This is a genomic window from Microvirga sp. 2YAF29 (assembly GCF_052114605.1).
In the GTDB taxonomy this organism is placed as follows: domain Bacteria; phylum Pseudomonadota; class Alphaproteobacteria; order Rhizobiales; family Beijerinckiaceae; genus Microvirga.
Genome location: NZ_JBFRFB010000003.1, coordinates 39096 through 54853, shown reverse-complemented (window position 1 = coordinate 54853; position 15758 = coordinate 39096). Strand labels below are relative to the sequence as shown.

Annotated in this window: 11 protein-coding genes; 5 read left to right on the top strand and 6 right to left on the bottom strand. The window is 62.8% G+C overall.

Annotated features, from left to right (window positions below):
- Positions 1 to 2 precede the first annotated feature (2 nt).
- The 4 genes from AB4Y85_RS04950 to AB4Y85_RS04935 all read left to right on the top strand — a co-directional run bounded on the left by AB4Y85_RS04950 (position 3) and on the right by AB4Y85_RS04935 (position 6854).
- Positions 3 to 2378 (top strand): ATP-dependent helicase, encoded by a 2376-nt coding sequence (locus AB4Y85_RS04950; protein ID WP_441983755.1) that lies wholly within the window; start codon positions 3 to 5, stop codon positions 2376 to 2378.
- A 228-nt stretch (positions 2379 to 2606) separates the two neighbouring features.
- Complete coding sequence (locus AB4Y85_RS04945; RefSeq protein WP_441983754.1) at positions 2607 to 3881, top strand: class I SAM-dependent methyltransferase; 1275 nt, start codon at positions 2607 to 2609, stop codon at positions 3879 to 3881.
- 324 nt (positions 3882 to 4205) lie between these two features.
- Positions 4206 to 5888 (top strand): sensor domain-containing diguanylate cyclase, encoded by a 1683-nt coding sequence (locus tag AB4Y85_RS04940; RefSeq protein ID WP_441983753.1) that lies wholly within the window; start codon positions 4206 to 4208, stop codon positions 5886 to 5888.
- Positions 5889 to 5936: 48 nt separating this feature from the next.
- Positions 5937 to 6854 (top strand): 50S ribosomal protein L11 methyltransferase, encoded by a 918-nt coding sequence (locus AB4Y85_RS04935; RefSeq protein WP_441983752.1) that lies wholly within the window; start codon positions 5937 to 5939, stop codon positions 6852 to 6854.
- A gap of 159 nt (positions 6855 to 7013) precedes the next feature.
- On the opposite strand, the gene AB4Y85_RS04930 is transcribed toward AB4Y85_RS04935, so the two are convergent.
- Entirely contained in the window at positions 7014 to 7238 is a 225-nt protein-coding gene (locus AB4Y85_RS04930) for a hypothetical protein (RefSeq protein WP_441983751.1), read from the bottom strand.
- Between the two features lie 299 nt (positions 7239 to 7537).
- Here AB4Y85_RS04930 and AB4Y85_RS04925 point away from each other — a divergent pair, with 299 nt between their 5' ends.
- On the top strand, positions 7538 to 9358 hold the full coding sequence (locus AB4Y85_RS04925; RefSeq protein ID WP_441983750.1) for an aminopeptidase P family protein: 1821 nt from the start codon (positions 7538 to 7540) through the stop codon (positions 9356 to 9358).
- Here the strand turns inward: AB4Y85_RS04925 and AB4Y85_RS04920 are convergent.
- The 5 genes from AB4Y85_RS04920 to recN all read right to left on the bottom strand — a co-directional run bounded on the left by AB4Y85_RS04920 (position 9355) and on the right by recN (position 15754).
- A complete protein-coding gene (locus tag AB4Y85_RS04920) occupies positions 9355 to 9654 on the bottom strand; it encodes an AzlD family protein (protein WP_441983749.1) in 300 nt (99 codons plus the stop codon). The two genes, AB4Y85_RS04925 and AB4Y85_RS04920, sit on opposite strands and share 4 nt — an antisense overlap.
- Positions 9651 to 10358 (bottom strand): AzlC family ABC transporter permease, encoded by a 708-nt coding sequence (locus AB4Y85_RS04915; protein ID WP_441983748.1) that lies wholly within the window; start codon positions 10356 to 10358, stop codon positions 9651 to 9653. Before AB4Y85_RS04915 ends, AB4Y85_RS04920 begins: the two co-directional genes overlap by 4 nt.
- Positions 10355 to 12520, bottom strand: coding sequence for an NAD-dependent DNA ligase LigA (gene ligA / locus AB4Y85_RS04910; RefSeq protein ID WP_441983747.1), 2166 nt, complete (start codon positions 12518 to 12520; stop codon positions 10355 to 10357). Before ligA ends, AB4Y85_RS04915 begins: the two co-directional genes overlap by 4 nt.
- 82 nt (positions 12521 to 12602) lie before the next feature.
- Entirely contained in the window at positions 12603 to 13808 is a 1206-nt protein-coding gene (locus AB4Y85_RS04905) for a multidrug effflux MFS transporter (RefSeq protein ID WP_441983746.1), read from the bottom strand.
- Positions 13809 to 14077: 269 nt separating this feature from the next.
- Positions 14078 to 15754: a DNA repair protein RecN gene (recN, locus tag AB4Y85_RS04900; RefSeq protein ID WP_441983745.1), complete on the bottom strand. Its 1677-nt coding sequence runs from the start codon at positions 15752 to 15754 to the stop codon at positions 14078 to 14080.
- Between the last annotated feature and the right edge of the window lie 4 nt (positions 15755 to 15758).

The following is a 15758-nucleotide window of genomic DNA, read 5'->3' as shown; positions in this document are numbered from 1 at the left end:
CGATGAATCAGCCTGACAACAGCCCCGACCCGAGCGACGATCTTGCGCACCAGCCCTCCGCCGGTTCCTTGAGCGCCCGCGCGCGGGCCGCTGTAGCGCCTCAAACGCTTTATCTGAACGGCTTGAACCCGGAGCAGCGCGCCGCCGTGGAAGCCACGGAAGGCCCCGTTCTCGTGCTTGCCGGCGCGGGCACGGGCAAGACTCGGGTGCTCACGACCCGCATCGCTCACCTGATCGCCACCGGGAAAGCTTGGCCGTCGCAGATCCTGTCCGTGACCTTCACCAACAAGGCTGCCCGCGAGATGCGCGAGCGCATCGGCCGCGCCATCGGCGAGGTCGCCGAGGGCATGCAATGGCTCGGCACCTTCCACTCCATCGGCACCAAGATCCTGCGCCGACATGCCGAGCTGGTGGGCCTGCGCTCCGACTTCACCATTCTCGGCACCGACGACCAGCTGCGCCTGATGAAGCAGGTGATCGAGGCCGAGGGCATCGACGAGAAGCGCTGGCCCGCCCGCCAGCTCGCCGGTCTCATCGACAGCTGGAAGAACCGTGGCCTCGGCCCTGATCAGGTCGCCGCCGGTGAAGCAGGCGCTTATGCGAACGGCATGGGCGGCAAGCTCTATCGCGCTTATCAGGAGCGCCTGAAGGTTCTGAACGCGGTCGATTTCGGCGACCTGCTGCTCGAATGCCTGCGTCTCTGGCGCGAGCATCCGGACATTCTGGAGAGCTATCAGGAACGATTCCGCTACATGCTCGTGGACGAGTATCAGGACACGAACGTCGCGCAATATCTCTGGCTGCGCCTGCTCGCACAGAAGCGCAAGAACCTGTGCTGCGTCGGCGATGACGATCAGTCGATCTATGGCTGGCGCGGCGCGGAAGTGGACAACATCCTGCGCTTCGAACACGACTTCCCCGGCGCGACTGTGATCCGCCTCGAACGCAATTATCGCTCGACAGGACACATTCTTTCTGCGGCTTCCGTGCTGATCGCGAAGAACCAGGGCCGTCTCGGCAAGACGCTTCGCACCGAGGACGAACTCGGCGAAAAGGTCTCGATCACCGGCGCATGGGATTCCGAGGACGAGGCGCGCCTGATCGGCGAAGAGATCGAGGCACTTCATTCCAAGCAGCACCCGCTCTCGGAGGTTGCGATCCTCGTGCGCATCTCCGCGCAGATGCGCGAGATCGAAGATCGCCTCGTGCAGCTCGGCGTGCCCTATCGCGTCATCGGCGGCCCACGCTTCTACGAGCGCGCGGAAATTCGTGACGCGCTCGCTTATCTGCGCGTCGTCAACCAACCTGCCGACGATCTTGCCTTCGAGCGCATCGTGAATGTGCCCAAGCGCGGCCTCGGCGATGCCACCATCCAGGTGCTGCACAACCATGCGCGCGCAGCCCGCGTGCCGCTGGTGGAAGCCGCGCGCTTCATCGTCGAAACCGATGAGCTGAAACCGAAACCGCGCGCGACGCTGCGTGATCTGCTGATCTCGTTCGGACGCTGGTCGAAGCTGTCCGAGACCATGTCGCAATCTGAAGTCGCCCAGACGGTGCTGGAAGAATCCGGCTATACCGACATGTGGCAGAAGGACAAATCCGCCGATGCGGCGGGGCGCCTCGAAAACCTGAAAGAACTTGTGCGCTCCATGGAGGAGTTCCCGGATCTTCAGAGCTTCCTTGAGCATGTCTCTCTGGTGATGGAAGCCAACGAGAGCGACACGACGGAACGCGTAAGCCTGATGACGCTGCACGCGGCGAAGGGACTTGAGTTCAACACGGTATTCCTGCCCGGTTGGGAGGAGGGCCTGCTCCCCAATCAGCGTGCGCTCGACGAGAGCGGACGCGCAGGCCTGGAGGAAGAACGGCGCCTCGCGCATGTGGGCCTCACCCGCGCGCGCCGCAGCGCGAAGATCTACTTCGCCTCCAACCGCCGCATTCACGGCCTCTGGAACTCGACGGTGCCGAGCCGTTTCATCGACGATCTGCCCGAGGCCAATGTGGAGATCATGGAAGCGCCCGCGAACTTCTCCTATGGCGGCGGCTATGGGGGTTCACGCTTCGACCGCACGCAGCCTTTCAGCGGCTCGTCCTATCAGACGCCCGGCTGGCAGCGCGCGCAGGCTCATCGTGCGAGCACCGATGATGGCGGCTATTCCGCCCGCCGTTCGGGCGAGCGTCGTGGACCGATGATGATCGAAGGCGAGCTTGTGGCAAAATCCACCGGTAGCTCCGGCTTCGCCATCGGAGGCCGCGTGCTGCACACGAAGTTCGGCCCCGGCACGATTGAGGCCGTAGACGGCAACAAACTCACGGTCGAATTCGACAAGGCAGGACGAAAGATGGTGCTCGACAGTTTCGTCGAGGCATTGGGTTAAGATCACTGTTCTCATGGCCGCACTTGTTGCGGTCATCCATGCTTTCAACCGCACCATGGTCCAAAGACGCAGAATTTCACGCCTCCGCCATGGCCCTTCGGGTCCGGGACAAACCCGGGCATGACGCAGGAAATTACCTGGCAATAATCACCTTGTGACGCCCCACTAGCCATATGCCTGCAACTGTGGAACCATCCGCAGCAGATCGCTTAAGCTTGAGAGGCCTCAATGTTTCCCCTGTCCCACATGCTGAAATCCTTCATCCGCGCAGGCACCTTGAAGGTGATCGATGCCGAGGGCGGTGTGCATGTCTTCGGCGGGGAGAAGCCCGGCCCCAGCGTAACAATGCGGCTGACGGACAAATCGCTTTACCACAAGCTCTTCCTGAACCCCGAGCTTCATGCGGGCGAGGCCTATATGGACGGGCGCATGAGCTTCGAGGATGGATCGGGCCTGCGTGACTTTCTCAACCTGTTTTCGATGAACCGCTCGACGCTGGCGAATTATCCGCTGCAGAACGTGCTCAAGCGCATCTCGCGGACCGTGAAGCGCTTTCAGCAGGCCAATCCGGTCGGCAAGGCGCAACAAAATGTGGCGCATCACTATGATCTCGGCAACGACTTCTACAAACTCTTCCTCGACAAGGGCATGCAGTATTCCTGCGCCTATTTTGTCAACGATGACGATACGCTCGAAGAGGCTCAGCAGAACAAGCTTCGTCTCATCGCATCCAAGCTCCAGCTCAAGCCTGGCTTGAAGATCCTCGACATCGGAAGCGGCTGGGGTGATCTCGCGCTCTATCTCGCTTCCATGGAAGACGTAGACGTCACCGGCGTCACGCTTTCCAAGGAGCAATACGAATTGTCGAACGAGAAGGCGCGGCGTGCGGGCCTGTCGGATCGCGTACGCTTCGAATTGCTCGATTACCGCAAGATGGACAGGCGCTTCGACCGCATCGTGTCGGTCGGCATGTTCGAGCATGTGGGCGTTCATCATTACAACGAGTTCTTCGCCAAGGTGAATGCGCTGCTCGACGACGATGGCCTGATGGTGCTGCACTCCATCGGCAAGATGAGCCCGCCCGGCACCGCAAGCCCATGGCTGCGCAAGTACATCTTCCCAGGCGCCTATTCCCCCGCCCTGTCGGAAGTCTTCCCCGTCGTGGAGCAGAACCAGCTTTGGGTGACGGATCTTGAGTTCCTGCGCCTGCACTACGCCAAGACGCTCAACCATTGGCACCGCCGCTTTGAGGCGAACCGCGAGAAGATCGCGGCCATGTACGACGAGCGCTTCTGCCGCATGTTCGAGTTCTATCTCATCAGTGCGGAGACCATGTTCACGACAGGCAGCCAGCTCGTGTTCCACATGCAGCTTGCCCGCAAACGCGATGCCGCTCCCATCGTCCGCGACTACATCACCGATACGCAGCGCGCCTATAAGGACAAGGAAGCCGAGAGGCTAACAAGCCTCAAGGCTGCGGAAGCGGAATTGCAGGCCGGCTGACCGGCCCGCGGCACCACAAAGATGACTGGGTGCAGAACCGGCCCTCTCGAGCGATGCGGTCCTGCTCTCCTGCCCGGCGCGATAGACGGCCTGATGCGAGTATCACGAGCGGATTTCGTGAACCTTGGCCGTCAAGTCGTCATGGGGTCTTGCCGGGAAGACATCGCTCATACGAAACCCCGTGTATGAGCCCCTTCTCAGCGAGAACGTTGTTCTGTAAGAGTTGAGGGAAGGTCGCGATTGCGATCATTCGAGAGAGACGGCTCCCAAGAGAGGATCGCCGCTAAAAGTGAACGGGGCCTTCCAGCGATGAGAAAGATTGGGATGCGGCATCTGTCCTTGCAGAAGCAGATCTCGCTTCTGGTCGGCCTCTTGTGCCTGGGCCTTGTCTGCGGAGCCGCTATTGGTGCTGCCTATATCGCCCAGCAGCGCATCCGCGAGGCCGTGATGTCGGACGCCGCCCGCACGGCGGCGACCATGGCCTCCCTGCTCGACCGCGGCATGTTCGAACGCTTCCGCGAAGCCCGCAACATCGCCGCCATGGAGCCCCTGCGAGACATCTGGACGGGTGATCCTGCTCAGATTCGGCAGGTCATCGAGCAGCTTCAGAAGTCGTTTCCGGACTATGCCTGGATCGGATTCGCCACCAATGACGGAATCGTGAAGGCTGCGACGCAGGGAATGCTCGAAGGCCAATCCGTCCAGTCGCGGCCCTGGTTCCAGCATGGCCTTAAAGGGCCTGCCGTCGAAGACGTGCACGAGGCCAAGCTTCTGGCCGGCCTCCTCGGCGCGACGCCGAACAACGAACCCTTCCGCTTCGTGGATGTGGCGACCCCCGTGCAGGATGCGAGTGGCCGGATCATCGGCGTGCTCGGCGCCCACTTGAGCTGGACCTGGGCCGATGAGGCACGGCAGACCTTGCTCGATCACTCGAACCGGCAGGAAGAGTCGCTTTGGATCCTCGGGAGCGACGGCACCATGCTGCTCGGCCCCCGGGTCGGCCAGAAGCCGTTCTCCGACGAGAGCATCAAGCGGATGCGCGAGGCCAAACAGGGAGCGTTCGAGGACAATACCGGTGCGGACCAGTTCCTCACCGGCTACGCCGTCGCCTCGGGCTACCGGGATTATCCCGGCTTCAACTGGATCATCGTATCCCGCCAGCCGGACAGTGTCGCCTTCGCCGCCGCTTACGGAATCGTGTGGACGATCCTCGGGTTCGGCGTGGCCATGGCGCTCGTCGGTCTCGTCTGTGCCTTCTTCATTGCGCGCGGCATCGCGCGTCCCCTGTGGACGATCACGGAGGCCGCCGACCGGATCGGACGCGATCCGAACATGACCCTTCTTCCACGCGTGGAGGGATCTGCCGAGGTCACGCGCCTTTCGGCGGCCCTGCGCTCGCTTCTGCGCCGCGCGGGCGCAGCGGAGCAACGCGCGATCGATGCCTCCACCCAGCATGAGAAGAGTATCTCCGCCCTGCGCCAGCTGGCGGAAACCGATGCCTTGTCCGGCCTCCTCAACCGGCGCGGCTTCGACGCCATGGGCAATGATGCTTTCCATCAGTTCCACCAATACGGGCGCGGCTTTGCCGTGCTCGTGATCGATATCGACTTCTTCAAGAAGGTGAACGACACCTACGGCCACGCGGCCGGCGACGAGGTGATCCGCGCTGTCGGTGCGACGATGACCAAGGTCCTGCGCTCCACCGACATCATCGCCCGGTTCGGCGGCGAGGAATTCGTCGTTCTCCTGCGCGAGATTGGCCATGACGTGATCATGGGTGTGGCCCAGGATCTCCGCCGAGCGGTGGAGATCGCCGATATCTCCTACCAGGGGCAGCCCTTGTCCGTGACCGTGAGCATCGGCGGCGCCTATGCGCGCGACAGCGACCGGGACATCCAGGATCTGATCGAGCGTTCCGATACGGCGCTTTACAGGGCGAAGTCCTCAGGGCGAAACCGCGCCTCCATCGACGGCCTGCACCTTCAGATGGCAAGCGCTGCCGCCTGATCGACAAGGTGCGTGACCTTCGGCGAAAGCAGTGATAAGGCGATTTCCATGCTTGAAGGTCTGCACCCCAATCGCCCTACTCATGTCTTCCGGATCACCACCGACGAGCGCTCCGCGCGCGTGATGACGGATCTGATCGGAGAAATCTTCGACCCCGCCGAGACGGCCGTCGCCGCTTTCGAGACGGTGGAGGACGGCCCCTGGCTGCTGGAGGCTTATTTCGCCTATGAGCCGGACGAGGACGCAATCCGCGACCTTGTTCGCCCCATTATCGGCGAGGAGGCGGACCGGGGAGTGTTTCTGCCCCTGGAGCAGAAGGATTGGGTGAAGTCTTCGCTGGAAGGCCTCAAGCCGGTCCGCGCGGGCCGCGTTCTCGTGCATGGCTCGCATGATCGGAACGAGCGCCGGATCAACGATATCGCCATCGAGATCGAGGCCGGGCTTGCCTTCGGCACGGGCCATCACGGTACGACGCTGGGGTGCCTGCGCGCTTTCACGGATGAGCTGAAGATCCGCACCCCTCGCCATGTGCTGGATGTGGGCACGGGCACCGGCATCCTGGCCTTTGCCGCGGCAAAGGTTCTGAAGCGTCCGGTGGTTGCGGGAGATATCGACCCCGAGGCCGTCAGGGTGGCGAAGGAGAATGCGCGCCTCAACGGCATCGCACCCTGGATGAAGCTGTATGTCGGCCCCGGCACGCGCCATGCGGATGCCGACCGCCCCGGTCATTTCGACCTGATCTTCGCCAACATTCTGGCAAAGCCCCTAAGGATGCTGGCACCTTCGCTTGTCAGGGTAGCGTCTAACGATGGAACGCTCATTCTGTCAGGCCTTCTGGCCCATGACGTTCCCGGCGTGCTCTCAGCCTATGCGCATCATGGCTGGTATCTCCAGCGCCGCTACGATCTGGAAGGTTGGGCAGCCCTTGTGCTGAAGCAGGGCAGCGTACGTCCGCAACCTCGCTGAACAAAGAGCTTTCGTGAGACTTACTCGGCCATCAGGCCAGGATAGCGCTTTGCCAGTTCACGGCGGAGCTGAACGGCTTCGCCGAAGATGTCGCGGACGGCCTTGAGGGCAACGACGATGATCATGATTTTGGCTTTCTCTTAGCGGTAAAAACAGGTCTCAGACTTTGAAAGGCAGGGCCTCGTCCTGCATCAAGAAGAACGGGGAATGCTCTTGCTTGCGCTGCAGGTCGGCGATGTAAGCCTCGTGGCGGCGCAGCTCGATCGCTGCGGCACGGGTCCGGCTTTCGATCATCGCATCCAGGATTCTCCGCATCAAACCTGCGGGTTTTGACGGGGCCTCACTGGAACCGGCGAAGGCAGAAGCAAAAATGGCTGTGGTCATGGGGTCATCTCCAAAAGCTTGGCGGCGAGACCCTTCAGCTCAGCGTTCCTCTTTATTCTTGTTACGTTGGATATAAGCACTGATCGACTTTAGTAGCAGACAGAATTGTCGCATGCGAGCCATGCATAATTTGCAGCGCATCGCCACCAAGCATTAATGAATAGGCACTCGTTGCATAACACGTGAGCAACAGGGTTTCTTTCTGGGCAAATTTTCGGCCTTTGATTGCAGTTGCAGGCTCTGCCGCTCCAGCATAGCGTGCTGCCTTTCCTCAAACCTGACGATCGGTGCTGCTTCGGATGGCTCAGTTTCAATTCTTCGACGATACGACCTCTCCTGCCCAGGGGCCTGCCCATATCGCCAAGCTGCGGGCAGAGCTGAGCCGCCGGGGCTTCGACGGGTTCATTATCCCCCGCGCCGACGAACACCAGGGCGAGTACGTTCCGAGAAGCGCCGAGCGCCTGTCCTGGCTGACCGGATTCGCCGGCTCGGCCGGCACCGCCGTCATCCTGCAGGACAAGGCGGCTCTCGTAGTGGATGGGCGCTATACGGTTCAGGCTGCCGAGCAGGTGGACACCTCCGTCATCACACCCGTTCAGCTTGCCGACCAAACTCCGGAAGACTGGATTACGGCGAACCTGCCCGAGGGCGGCGTTCTGGCTTACGACCCCTGGCTGCACACGAGTGATGGCCTGAAGCGCCTGGAGAAGGCCGTCCAGCGGGCGGGTGGCAAGCTGGCCCCGGTGGATATGAACCTCGTCGACGTGATCTGGATCGACCGCCCTGCCCCGCCGCAAGCACCCGTGCGGCCCCATCCGCTCGATCATGCGGGCGAGACCTCCGAGGCGAAGCTGGAGCGCATCCGCAGGAAGATGACCGAGGCGAAGCTCGACGCGCTGGTGATCTCGGACCCCCACAACCTGGCCTGGGCTTTCAATCTGCGTGGCGGGGATGTGGGGTACACGCCCCTGCCCCTTGGCTATGCGGTGGTGCCGAAAACCGGCCGCGCAACTCTTTTCTTCGACCCGGCGAAGATCACCAACGAAGCGGGAGACGCAGTCGGCGATCTCGCGGAGTTCGCCCCGATGACTTCATTCCAGAGCGCACTCGATGCGCTGGGCCAGAAGGGCGGCAAGGTCCGCATCGATTCCACGACCGGTGCCGTCGCCCTGATCCGCCGCATAGAAGCGGCAGGAGGAACGGTGGATGTGGGAGCCGATCCTATCGCTCTCATGAAGGCCGTGAAGAACAACGCCGAGATTGCAGGCTCGCGCACGGCTCATCTGCGTGACGGGGTGGCGGTCGCTCGCTTCCTCGCCTGGCTCGACCGCGAAGCTCCGAAGGGCCAATTGACGGAAATCGACGTGGTCGAGGCGCTCGAAGCCAGCCGCGTAGAGACGGGCGCACTCAAGAACATCTCCTTCCCCAGCATCTCGGGCGCGGGCCCCAACGCTGCCCTGCCCCATTACCGGGTCACGAGCTCCAGCAACCGCAAGCTTGAACTCAACCAGATCTTCCTCATCGATTCCGGCGCGCAATACGAGGACGGCACCACCGACATCACACGCACAATCATCGTGGGCGAGCCCAGCCCTGAGATGAAGGACCGTTTCACCCGCGTGCTGCAGGGCCATATCGCCATTGCGCGGGCGGTGTTCCCGAAAGGCACGACAGGCGCGCAGATCGACGCTTTCGCGCGCAAGCCTCTCTGGGAAGCCGGTCTCGATTTCGATCACGGCACCGGCCACGGCATCGGCAGCTATCTCTCCGTCCATGAGGGTCCGCAGCGCATCGCGAAGACGGGGCACACGCCGCTCGAAATCGGCATGATGCTGTCGAATGAGCCGGGCTTCTACAAGGCTGGCGAATACGGCATCCGCATCGAGAACCTGATCCTCGTAGAGCCGCGCACGATCCCCGGCGGCGACCGCGAGATGTTCGGCTTCGAGACCCTCACCTTCACGCCAATCGATCTGCGCCTGGTGGAACCCTCCATCATGAACGCGCACGAGATCGCGTGGCTCAACACCTATCATGCCGCCGTGCGCGAGAAGATCGCGCCGCATCTCGATGCAGAGACGCGGGCGTGGCTGGAGAATGCGACGAAGCCTATCGCCTAGATCAGATTCCGCAACACCACGACCGACACCACACCGACGGCGATTGTCGCGAGCAGCGGCAACCGGAAAGCGACGATAGCAGTGATGGCGGCGGCCAATGCCTCCGCCCATCCCGTCGTCAGCGCAGTCGGCGCGATGACGGAAACGAGCACGGCGGGTGGAATAGCGTCGAATGCTGCTTTCGCGCGGCCCGTCAGCACGAGACGGTCCGCAACGAAGAGGCCGGCGACACGCGTGAAGTAGGTCACCACAGCCATGGCGATGATGGCGAGCAGCGTCGTCATGTCGAGGCTCATGACCGTGGTTCCTTCGGGGCCGCAAGATAGGCCGCCGCAATGCCGGCCAACGCGCCGGATGCCACATGCCATGGCGCGCCGATGAAATAATGCACGAGCGCCGCGACGGCTGCGCTGACCCCGACCGTGATCAATGTCACGCGGCTTCGCCCGAACCCGGCCACGAGCCCGATGAAGAGCGCGGTGAAAGCAAAATCCGCACCGATCCGCGCCGGATCGCCGAGGAATGAGCCGAGCACGGCACCAACGGTCGTGGACAGGGTCCAGTTCGCCCACAATAGGACGGCCATGGCGGCCCAATAAGCGCCTGTCACGGGGCGTTCGAGCGCACGGCGCTCCGACAAAGCCCAGGCCTCGTCGGTCAGGAAGAAGAAAGCGAGAAATTTCTGTGTCCGCGACATCTCCACCTTGGGCGAAAGAGATGCGCCCATCAGCACATGACGCGCATTGATGAGCAGCGTCGCGAAGGCCAATGCCGCAATGAGCGCCGGATGAGCCCAGGCCTCGATAGCCGCGAATTGCGCGCCCCCCGCGAAGACCGTAGCGGACATGATCATGACTTCGAGCCACGATAGGCCCTTGGAAGCAGCCACCGCGCCGAAGAGCAGCCCGATGGGAAGCGCCGCGACCATTATGGGCGCGATGTCGCGCAACCCGGCTTTCAGCTCACGGCGATATGTTTGCGATGGGCTTGACGGATTCACGCGCCATTCCTTCCGACGAGGGCGAACCATCCATCCTCATCCATGACCTGCACGCCAAGCTCTGCCGCTTTCGCGAGCTTCGAGCCTGCCCCCGGTCCCGCCACGACGATATCGGTTTTCTTGGAGACGGAGCCCGCCACCTTGGCGCCGAGCCGCTCGGCCATGGCCTTGGCCTCCTCGCGGGTCATCTGCTCCAGCGAGCCGGTGAAGACCACAATCTTTCCGGCAACGGGCGAATGGGTGATCGTAGGCACTTCCATCGGCTCAGGCTTTACCTGCGCCAGCAATGCATCGAGCATTTCTTCGTTGTGCTCTTCCTTGAAGAACTCGACGACGGCTTCCGCCACGACGGGCCCGATGCCGCCGATGGAGGTAATATCCGCATGCTCTTCCGATGCTGGATCGGCCGCGGCCTTCGCCGCTTCGCGCAAGGCCTCGAACGTGCCGAAATGGCGCGCGAGCAGCCGCGCGGATGTGTCGCCGATATGCGGGATGCCGAGCGCGAAGATGAGGCGGTTGAGTGAGATCGAACGCCGTGCCTCGATGGCGGCGAAAAGGTTTTTGACGCTGGTTTCGCCCCAGCCCTCACGGTTCTCCAGACGCTTGAGGCTGCGCGCATTGCGCTCGGCGAGCGTGAAGATATCCTGAGGACGCTGCACCAATCCTTCTTCGTAGAATTCGTCGATGCGCTGTTCACCCATGCCTTCGATGTCGAAGGCGTTGCGCGACACGAAATGCTTCAAGCGCTCACGCGCCTGTGCCGGACAGATGAGACCGCCCGTGCAGCGGCGCACCGCATCCTCCTTGCCCGTGCGCGGATTGACCTCCCGCACAGCATGGCTGCCGCAGGCCGGACATTGCGTGGGGAATTCGTAGGGTTTCGCATCCGCCGGGCGCTTCTCCAACACCACGTCGAGCACCTTCGGGATCACGTCGCCCGCGCGGTTGATGATGACCGTGTCACCGATGCGGATATCGACGCCGTCGCGAATCTTCTCGCCATTGCCGCCGATGCCCTTGATATAATCTTCGTTGTGCAGGGTCGCGTTCGACACGACGACGCCGCCCACGGTAACGGGCCGCAACCGCGCGATCGGATTGAGCGAACCCGTGCGGCCCACATTGATCTCGATGTCTTCCAGCACCGTCACCGCCTTCTGCGCGGGGAATTTGTGCGCCAGCGCCCAGCGCGGCGAGCGCGAGACGAAGCCTAGGCGTTGCTGAAGACCGAGATCGTCGACCTTGTAGACGACGCCATCGATATCGTAGCCCAGATTGGCGCGGTCCGTTTCGATGGCATGGTAATGTTCGAGCATCTCGGCGATGCTGGCGCAGCGGCGCGTGAGCTTGTTGACCTTGAAGCCGAAACCTCTCAGCGCTTCCATCATGCCGTGCTGAGTACCCGCTGGCATCTCGCTCACCTCGCCCCAGGCATAGGCGAAGAAGCAGAGCGGGCGCGACTTCGTGATATTGGGATCGAGCTGGCGCAGGCTACCCGCCGCCGCATTGCGCGGGTTCGCGAAGAGCGGCTTGCCAGCCGCTTCCTGCCGCTCGTTGATGGCGGCGAAATCCTTGTGCGAGAGATAGACCTCGCCACGCACCTCCAGGACATCGGGAATGTTCGTACCTTTGAGCACATGTGGAATGTCGCCTACGGTGCGGGCATTGCTCGTCACATCTTCGCCTTCCGTCCCATCGCCACGGGTGGCGGCGGTGACGAGCTTACCCTTCTCGTAGCGGATGCTGAGCGAAAGGCCGTCGATCTTGGGCTCGGCGGTAAAATACAACGGCGCCTCGGTCTTCCACTGCAGGAAGCGGCGGATGCGCTCGACGAACTCCTCCACTTCCTCGTCCGCGAAGCCGTTCGCGAGCGAGAGCATGGGCACGCGGTGGCGGACCTTGGCGAATTTTTCCGAAGCCTTGGAGCCCACCTTCTGCGTCAGGCTCTCTGTACTCTTCAGTTCGGGAAACAATCCCTCCAACGCCTCGTAGCGCTTGCGCAAACTGTCGTATTCCGCATCCGAGACGCTCGGCGCATCCTCTTCGTAATACCGCCGGTCATGCTCCGCGATCTCGGCGCTCAGCGCCTCATGCTCGGCACGCGCCTCAGTGGGCGTCATTTCATCGACAGGCTTCAGGGAGGGTGCGTTTTTTGAGGGCATGGTCGAATCGAGGTTGCGGTTGAATGAACCATAGCGCCTTGGCCGCGACTCTCCAGGGGTTCAGCGCCTATATAATTCCCGCCTAGGCCTCAGCGCTTGCTTCGTGCCGCAGAGCGATCCAGAAGGCGGCCTGGCTGATCAGTCCCGCCCCCGCCAGTACAGATGCCGCCGCAAGCGCGGGGTCATGACCCAGGCCGGATAAAGATGTGCAGATGGCCCCGACAGCCATTTGCGCGAACCCATAAAGCCCCGACGCCGAACCGATCAGCCTGGGATTGACGCTGACAGCCTTGGTCAAGGCAGCCGGGCTCGACAGGCCTGCTCCCATCGTGAACAGGACCATCAGCCCGACCGCAGAGAACACATTGACCATCCCCAGCAGAACGAGGCCGAGAAGCACCAAAGCAGCAGAGGTGCTCAGTGCATTGGCACCGATCATGAGCCGTTCCATCCTCACTCTGCCGATGAGTCGGCTGGCAAGGGCACTGCCGATGGAGGCACCCACCGCCAGCAATGCAAGCGCTATCCCGACTTCATGGGCAGGACGGCCCAGCTCCTCGAAGATGAAGGGAGATGCCGCGATAAAGGCATAACCTGAGGTCGTCGCACAACTCCCCCCGATCGTATAGCCAAGGAACCTTCGAGAGCTCAGAAGTCCCTTGTAATTGCGCCCCAGGGAGAGAACGCTGATCGTGCCCGAAGGCTGTCCGGTTTCCGGCAGGAGCCGCCATGCGCACAGGATATTCGCGGAGCCGAGCGCCACGAGCAGCAGGAAGATGGACCGCCAGCCGAAGGTGGTGGCGAGCAATCCACCGAAGAGCGGCGCCAGGGCCGGACCGACGACGACGATCAAATTCATGACGGCAAGCTGCCTGGCGGCAGCCTCCGGACCCGAAATATCCCGCACCATCGCGCGCCCCAGGACCAGGCCGGCACAGCCTCCGAGAGCCTGGAAAAGGCGTGCGGCGATCAAGGCGTAGACGTCAGGAGCCAGGGCCGCGGCGACCCCGGCCGCGGTGTAGAGGACAAGCCCTACCATCAGGATGGGCCTGCGCCCGAAACAATCGGAAAGAGGACCGTAGATCAGCTGGCCGAAGGCCAAGCCCAGAATATAGAGGCTGATCGTCATTTGCATGGCGGCGATGCTGGCGCCAAGATCCTGCGCGGCGACCGGGAGCGCAGGGACGAACATGTGCATCGCTAAGGTGCCGGTAAACGTGATCAACACGAGAAGCCACAGAGCGGGCTTACGCTTCAGACCGACGGCTGGGACAGGTTCGTGCCTCACAAGGATGAAGCCCCGGCATTGGATGGATAAGCTTCAGAAGCGGCATTGCACCGCCTCCGGATTGAAGCGCCTGCATGTGCCCCAATCCTTATTCGGCTAGTTAACCGGCTTTAGCGGATTTCGATAGGGGCCTAACGACATGCCCCCTGCGCGTTCACTACGGCATCGGACCAAAAAGCGGATTTGCCCTTTTTGGATCGCTCCGATGCTTTCTCTGAATTGGAGCGTCGTTCGCGCGCAAAGCTGGATCCGCTTTTGCGTGCGATGCCTTAATGGGCAGCGGCTTCCAGCAGGCGCGCCGCGGCGGCTCTCGCCTCCTCGGTAATTGTGGCACCGGCGAGCATGCGGGCGATTTCCTCGCGGCGCGGCGCGGCTTCCAGAGGCACGACGCGGGTGGCGACGCGGTCTTCGGCATCGCGAACGCCTTCCTTGGCGATGAGGAAGTGAGTCTGAGCGCGGGCGGCCACCTGCGGGGCATGGGTGACGGCCATGACCTGCACACGGCGCGACAGGCGTGCGAGGCGCTGGCCGATGGCATCCGCCACGGCACCGCCGACGCCGGTATCGATTTCATCGAAGACCAGGGTCGGGGCCGAACCCTTGTCCGCCAGCACCACCTTCAGGGCCAGCATGAAGCGGGAAAGCTCGCCGCCGGACGCCACCTTCATGAGGGGGCCGGGACGGGTGCCCGGATTGGTCTGGGCCCAGAACTCGACACGCTCGAAGCCCGCAGGATCGCGGCTGTCCTCATCCGTATTGATCTCGGTGATGAACTTCGCCCGTTCCAGCTTCAGAGGCGGCAGCTCGGCCTGGACGGCGGCATCGAGGGCTTGAGCAGCCTTCTTGCGCCCGGCAGAGAGCTTCTTGGCGGCGGCGAGATAGGCCTGATCGGCGTCCTTGAGGGTCTTTTCCAGCCCGACCAGCTGCTCCTCGCCGGCGTCGATGGCTGTGACGTCCGCCTCGAAACGCTGGCGCAGGGTGGCCAGCTCGTCGGCGGGCACATCATATTTGCGGGCGGCCGCGCGAAGGGCGAACAGGCGCTCCTCGGTCTGCTCCAACTCCCGGGGGTCGTACTCCGTGGCACGGATTGCTTCTTCCAAGGCCGCACGAGCCTCGTCGATGGCAACGAGAGCCGCATCGAGGGCGCGCACGCTGGATTCCACGAGCGTCGGAGCCTGTGCGCTGCGGCGCTCGAGCTTGCGCAAGGCGGCGGAGAGTTCCGGAACGGGCGAGGATGTGCCCGCAACGGCCTCGAAGGCCTCGTTGAGATCCTGGGCCACCTTCTCGGATTGCATCATGACAACGCGGCGTTCGGCGAGGGCTTCCTCCTCGCCCGCCTGAGGGTTGAGCTTCGTCAGCTCCTCGACCGCATGGCGCAGGAAGTCAGCTTCCTTGCGGGCCTTCTCGATACGCTTGCGGTGTTCGTGCAAGGCGGTGCGCGCATCGCGAACCCGGCGCGACGCATCGCCGACAGCCTGCAGCTCGTCACCGAGGCCACCGAAGGCATCGAGAATGGCGCGGTGCGTTACGGGATCGACGAGGGCGCGGTCATCGTGCTGGCCATGGATCTCGACGAGGGTCGAGCCGATAGCCTTGAGCACCTGCACGCTCACGGGCTGATCGTTCACAAAGGCGCGAGTGCGCCCGTCCGCCACCTGAACGCGGCGGAGGATCAGATCCCCGTCGATATCGATGTCGGATTCATACGCGATCCGGCGGGCCGGATGGTCCATGGGGCAGTCGAAGACAGCCGTGACTTGTCCCTGAGACTCACCATGGCGTACGAGGCTACCGTCGCCGCGTCCGCCAAGGGCCAGTGCAAAAGCATCGAGCAGGATGGATTTACCAGCCCCGGTTTCACCCGTGAGGACGCTGAGGCCCTCGTGGAAATGAAGCTCAAGCCTGTCGATGAGGACGATGTCGCGTATCGCCAGCTGGATCAGCATGTGT

Excerpts from the sequence above, each read along its gene's own strand:
- AB4Y85_RS04950 (WP_441983755.1), top strand. The coding sequence starts at position 3 with ATGAATCAGCCTGACAACAGCCCCGACCCGAGCGACGATCTTGCGCAC.
- AB4Y85_RS04945 (WP_441983754.1), top strand. The coding sequence starts at position 2,607 with ATGTTTCCCCTGTCCCACATGCTGAAATCCTTCATCCGCGCAGGCACC.
- AB4Y85_RS04940 (WP_441983753.1), top strand. The coding sequence starts at position 4,206 with ATGCGGCATCTGTCCTTGCAGAAGCAGATCTCGCTTCTGGTCGGCCTC.
- AB4Y85_RS04935 (WP_441983752.1), top strand. The coding sequence starts at position 5,937 with ATGCTTGAAGGTCTGCACCCCAATCGCCCTACTCATGTCTTCCGGATC.
- AB4Y85_RS04930 (WP_441983751.1), bottom strand. The coding sequence starts at position 7,238 with ATGACCACAGCCATTTTTGCTTCTGCCTTCGCCGGTTCCAGTGAGGCC.
- AB4Y85_RS04925 (WP_441983750.1), top strand. The coding sequence starts at position 7,538 with ATGGCTCAGTTTCAATTCTTCGACGATACGACCTCTCCTGCCCAGGGG.
- AB4Y85_RS04920 (WP_441983749.1), bottom strand. The coding sequence starts at position 9,654 with ATGAGCCTCGACATGACGACGCTGCTCGCCATCATCGCCATGGCTGTG.
- ligA (WP_441983747.1), bottom strand. The coding sequence starts at position 12,520 with ATGCCCTCAAAAAACGCACCCTCCCTGAAGCCTGTCGATGAAATGACG.
- recN (WP_441983745.1), bottom strand. The coding sequence starts at position 15,754 with ATGCTGATCCAGCTGGCGATACGCGACATCGTCCTCATCGACAGGCTT.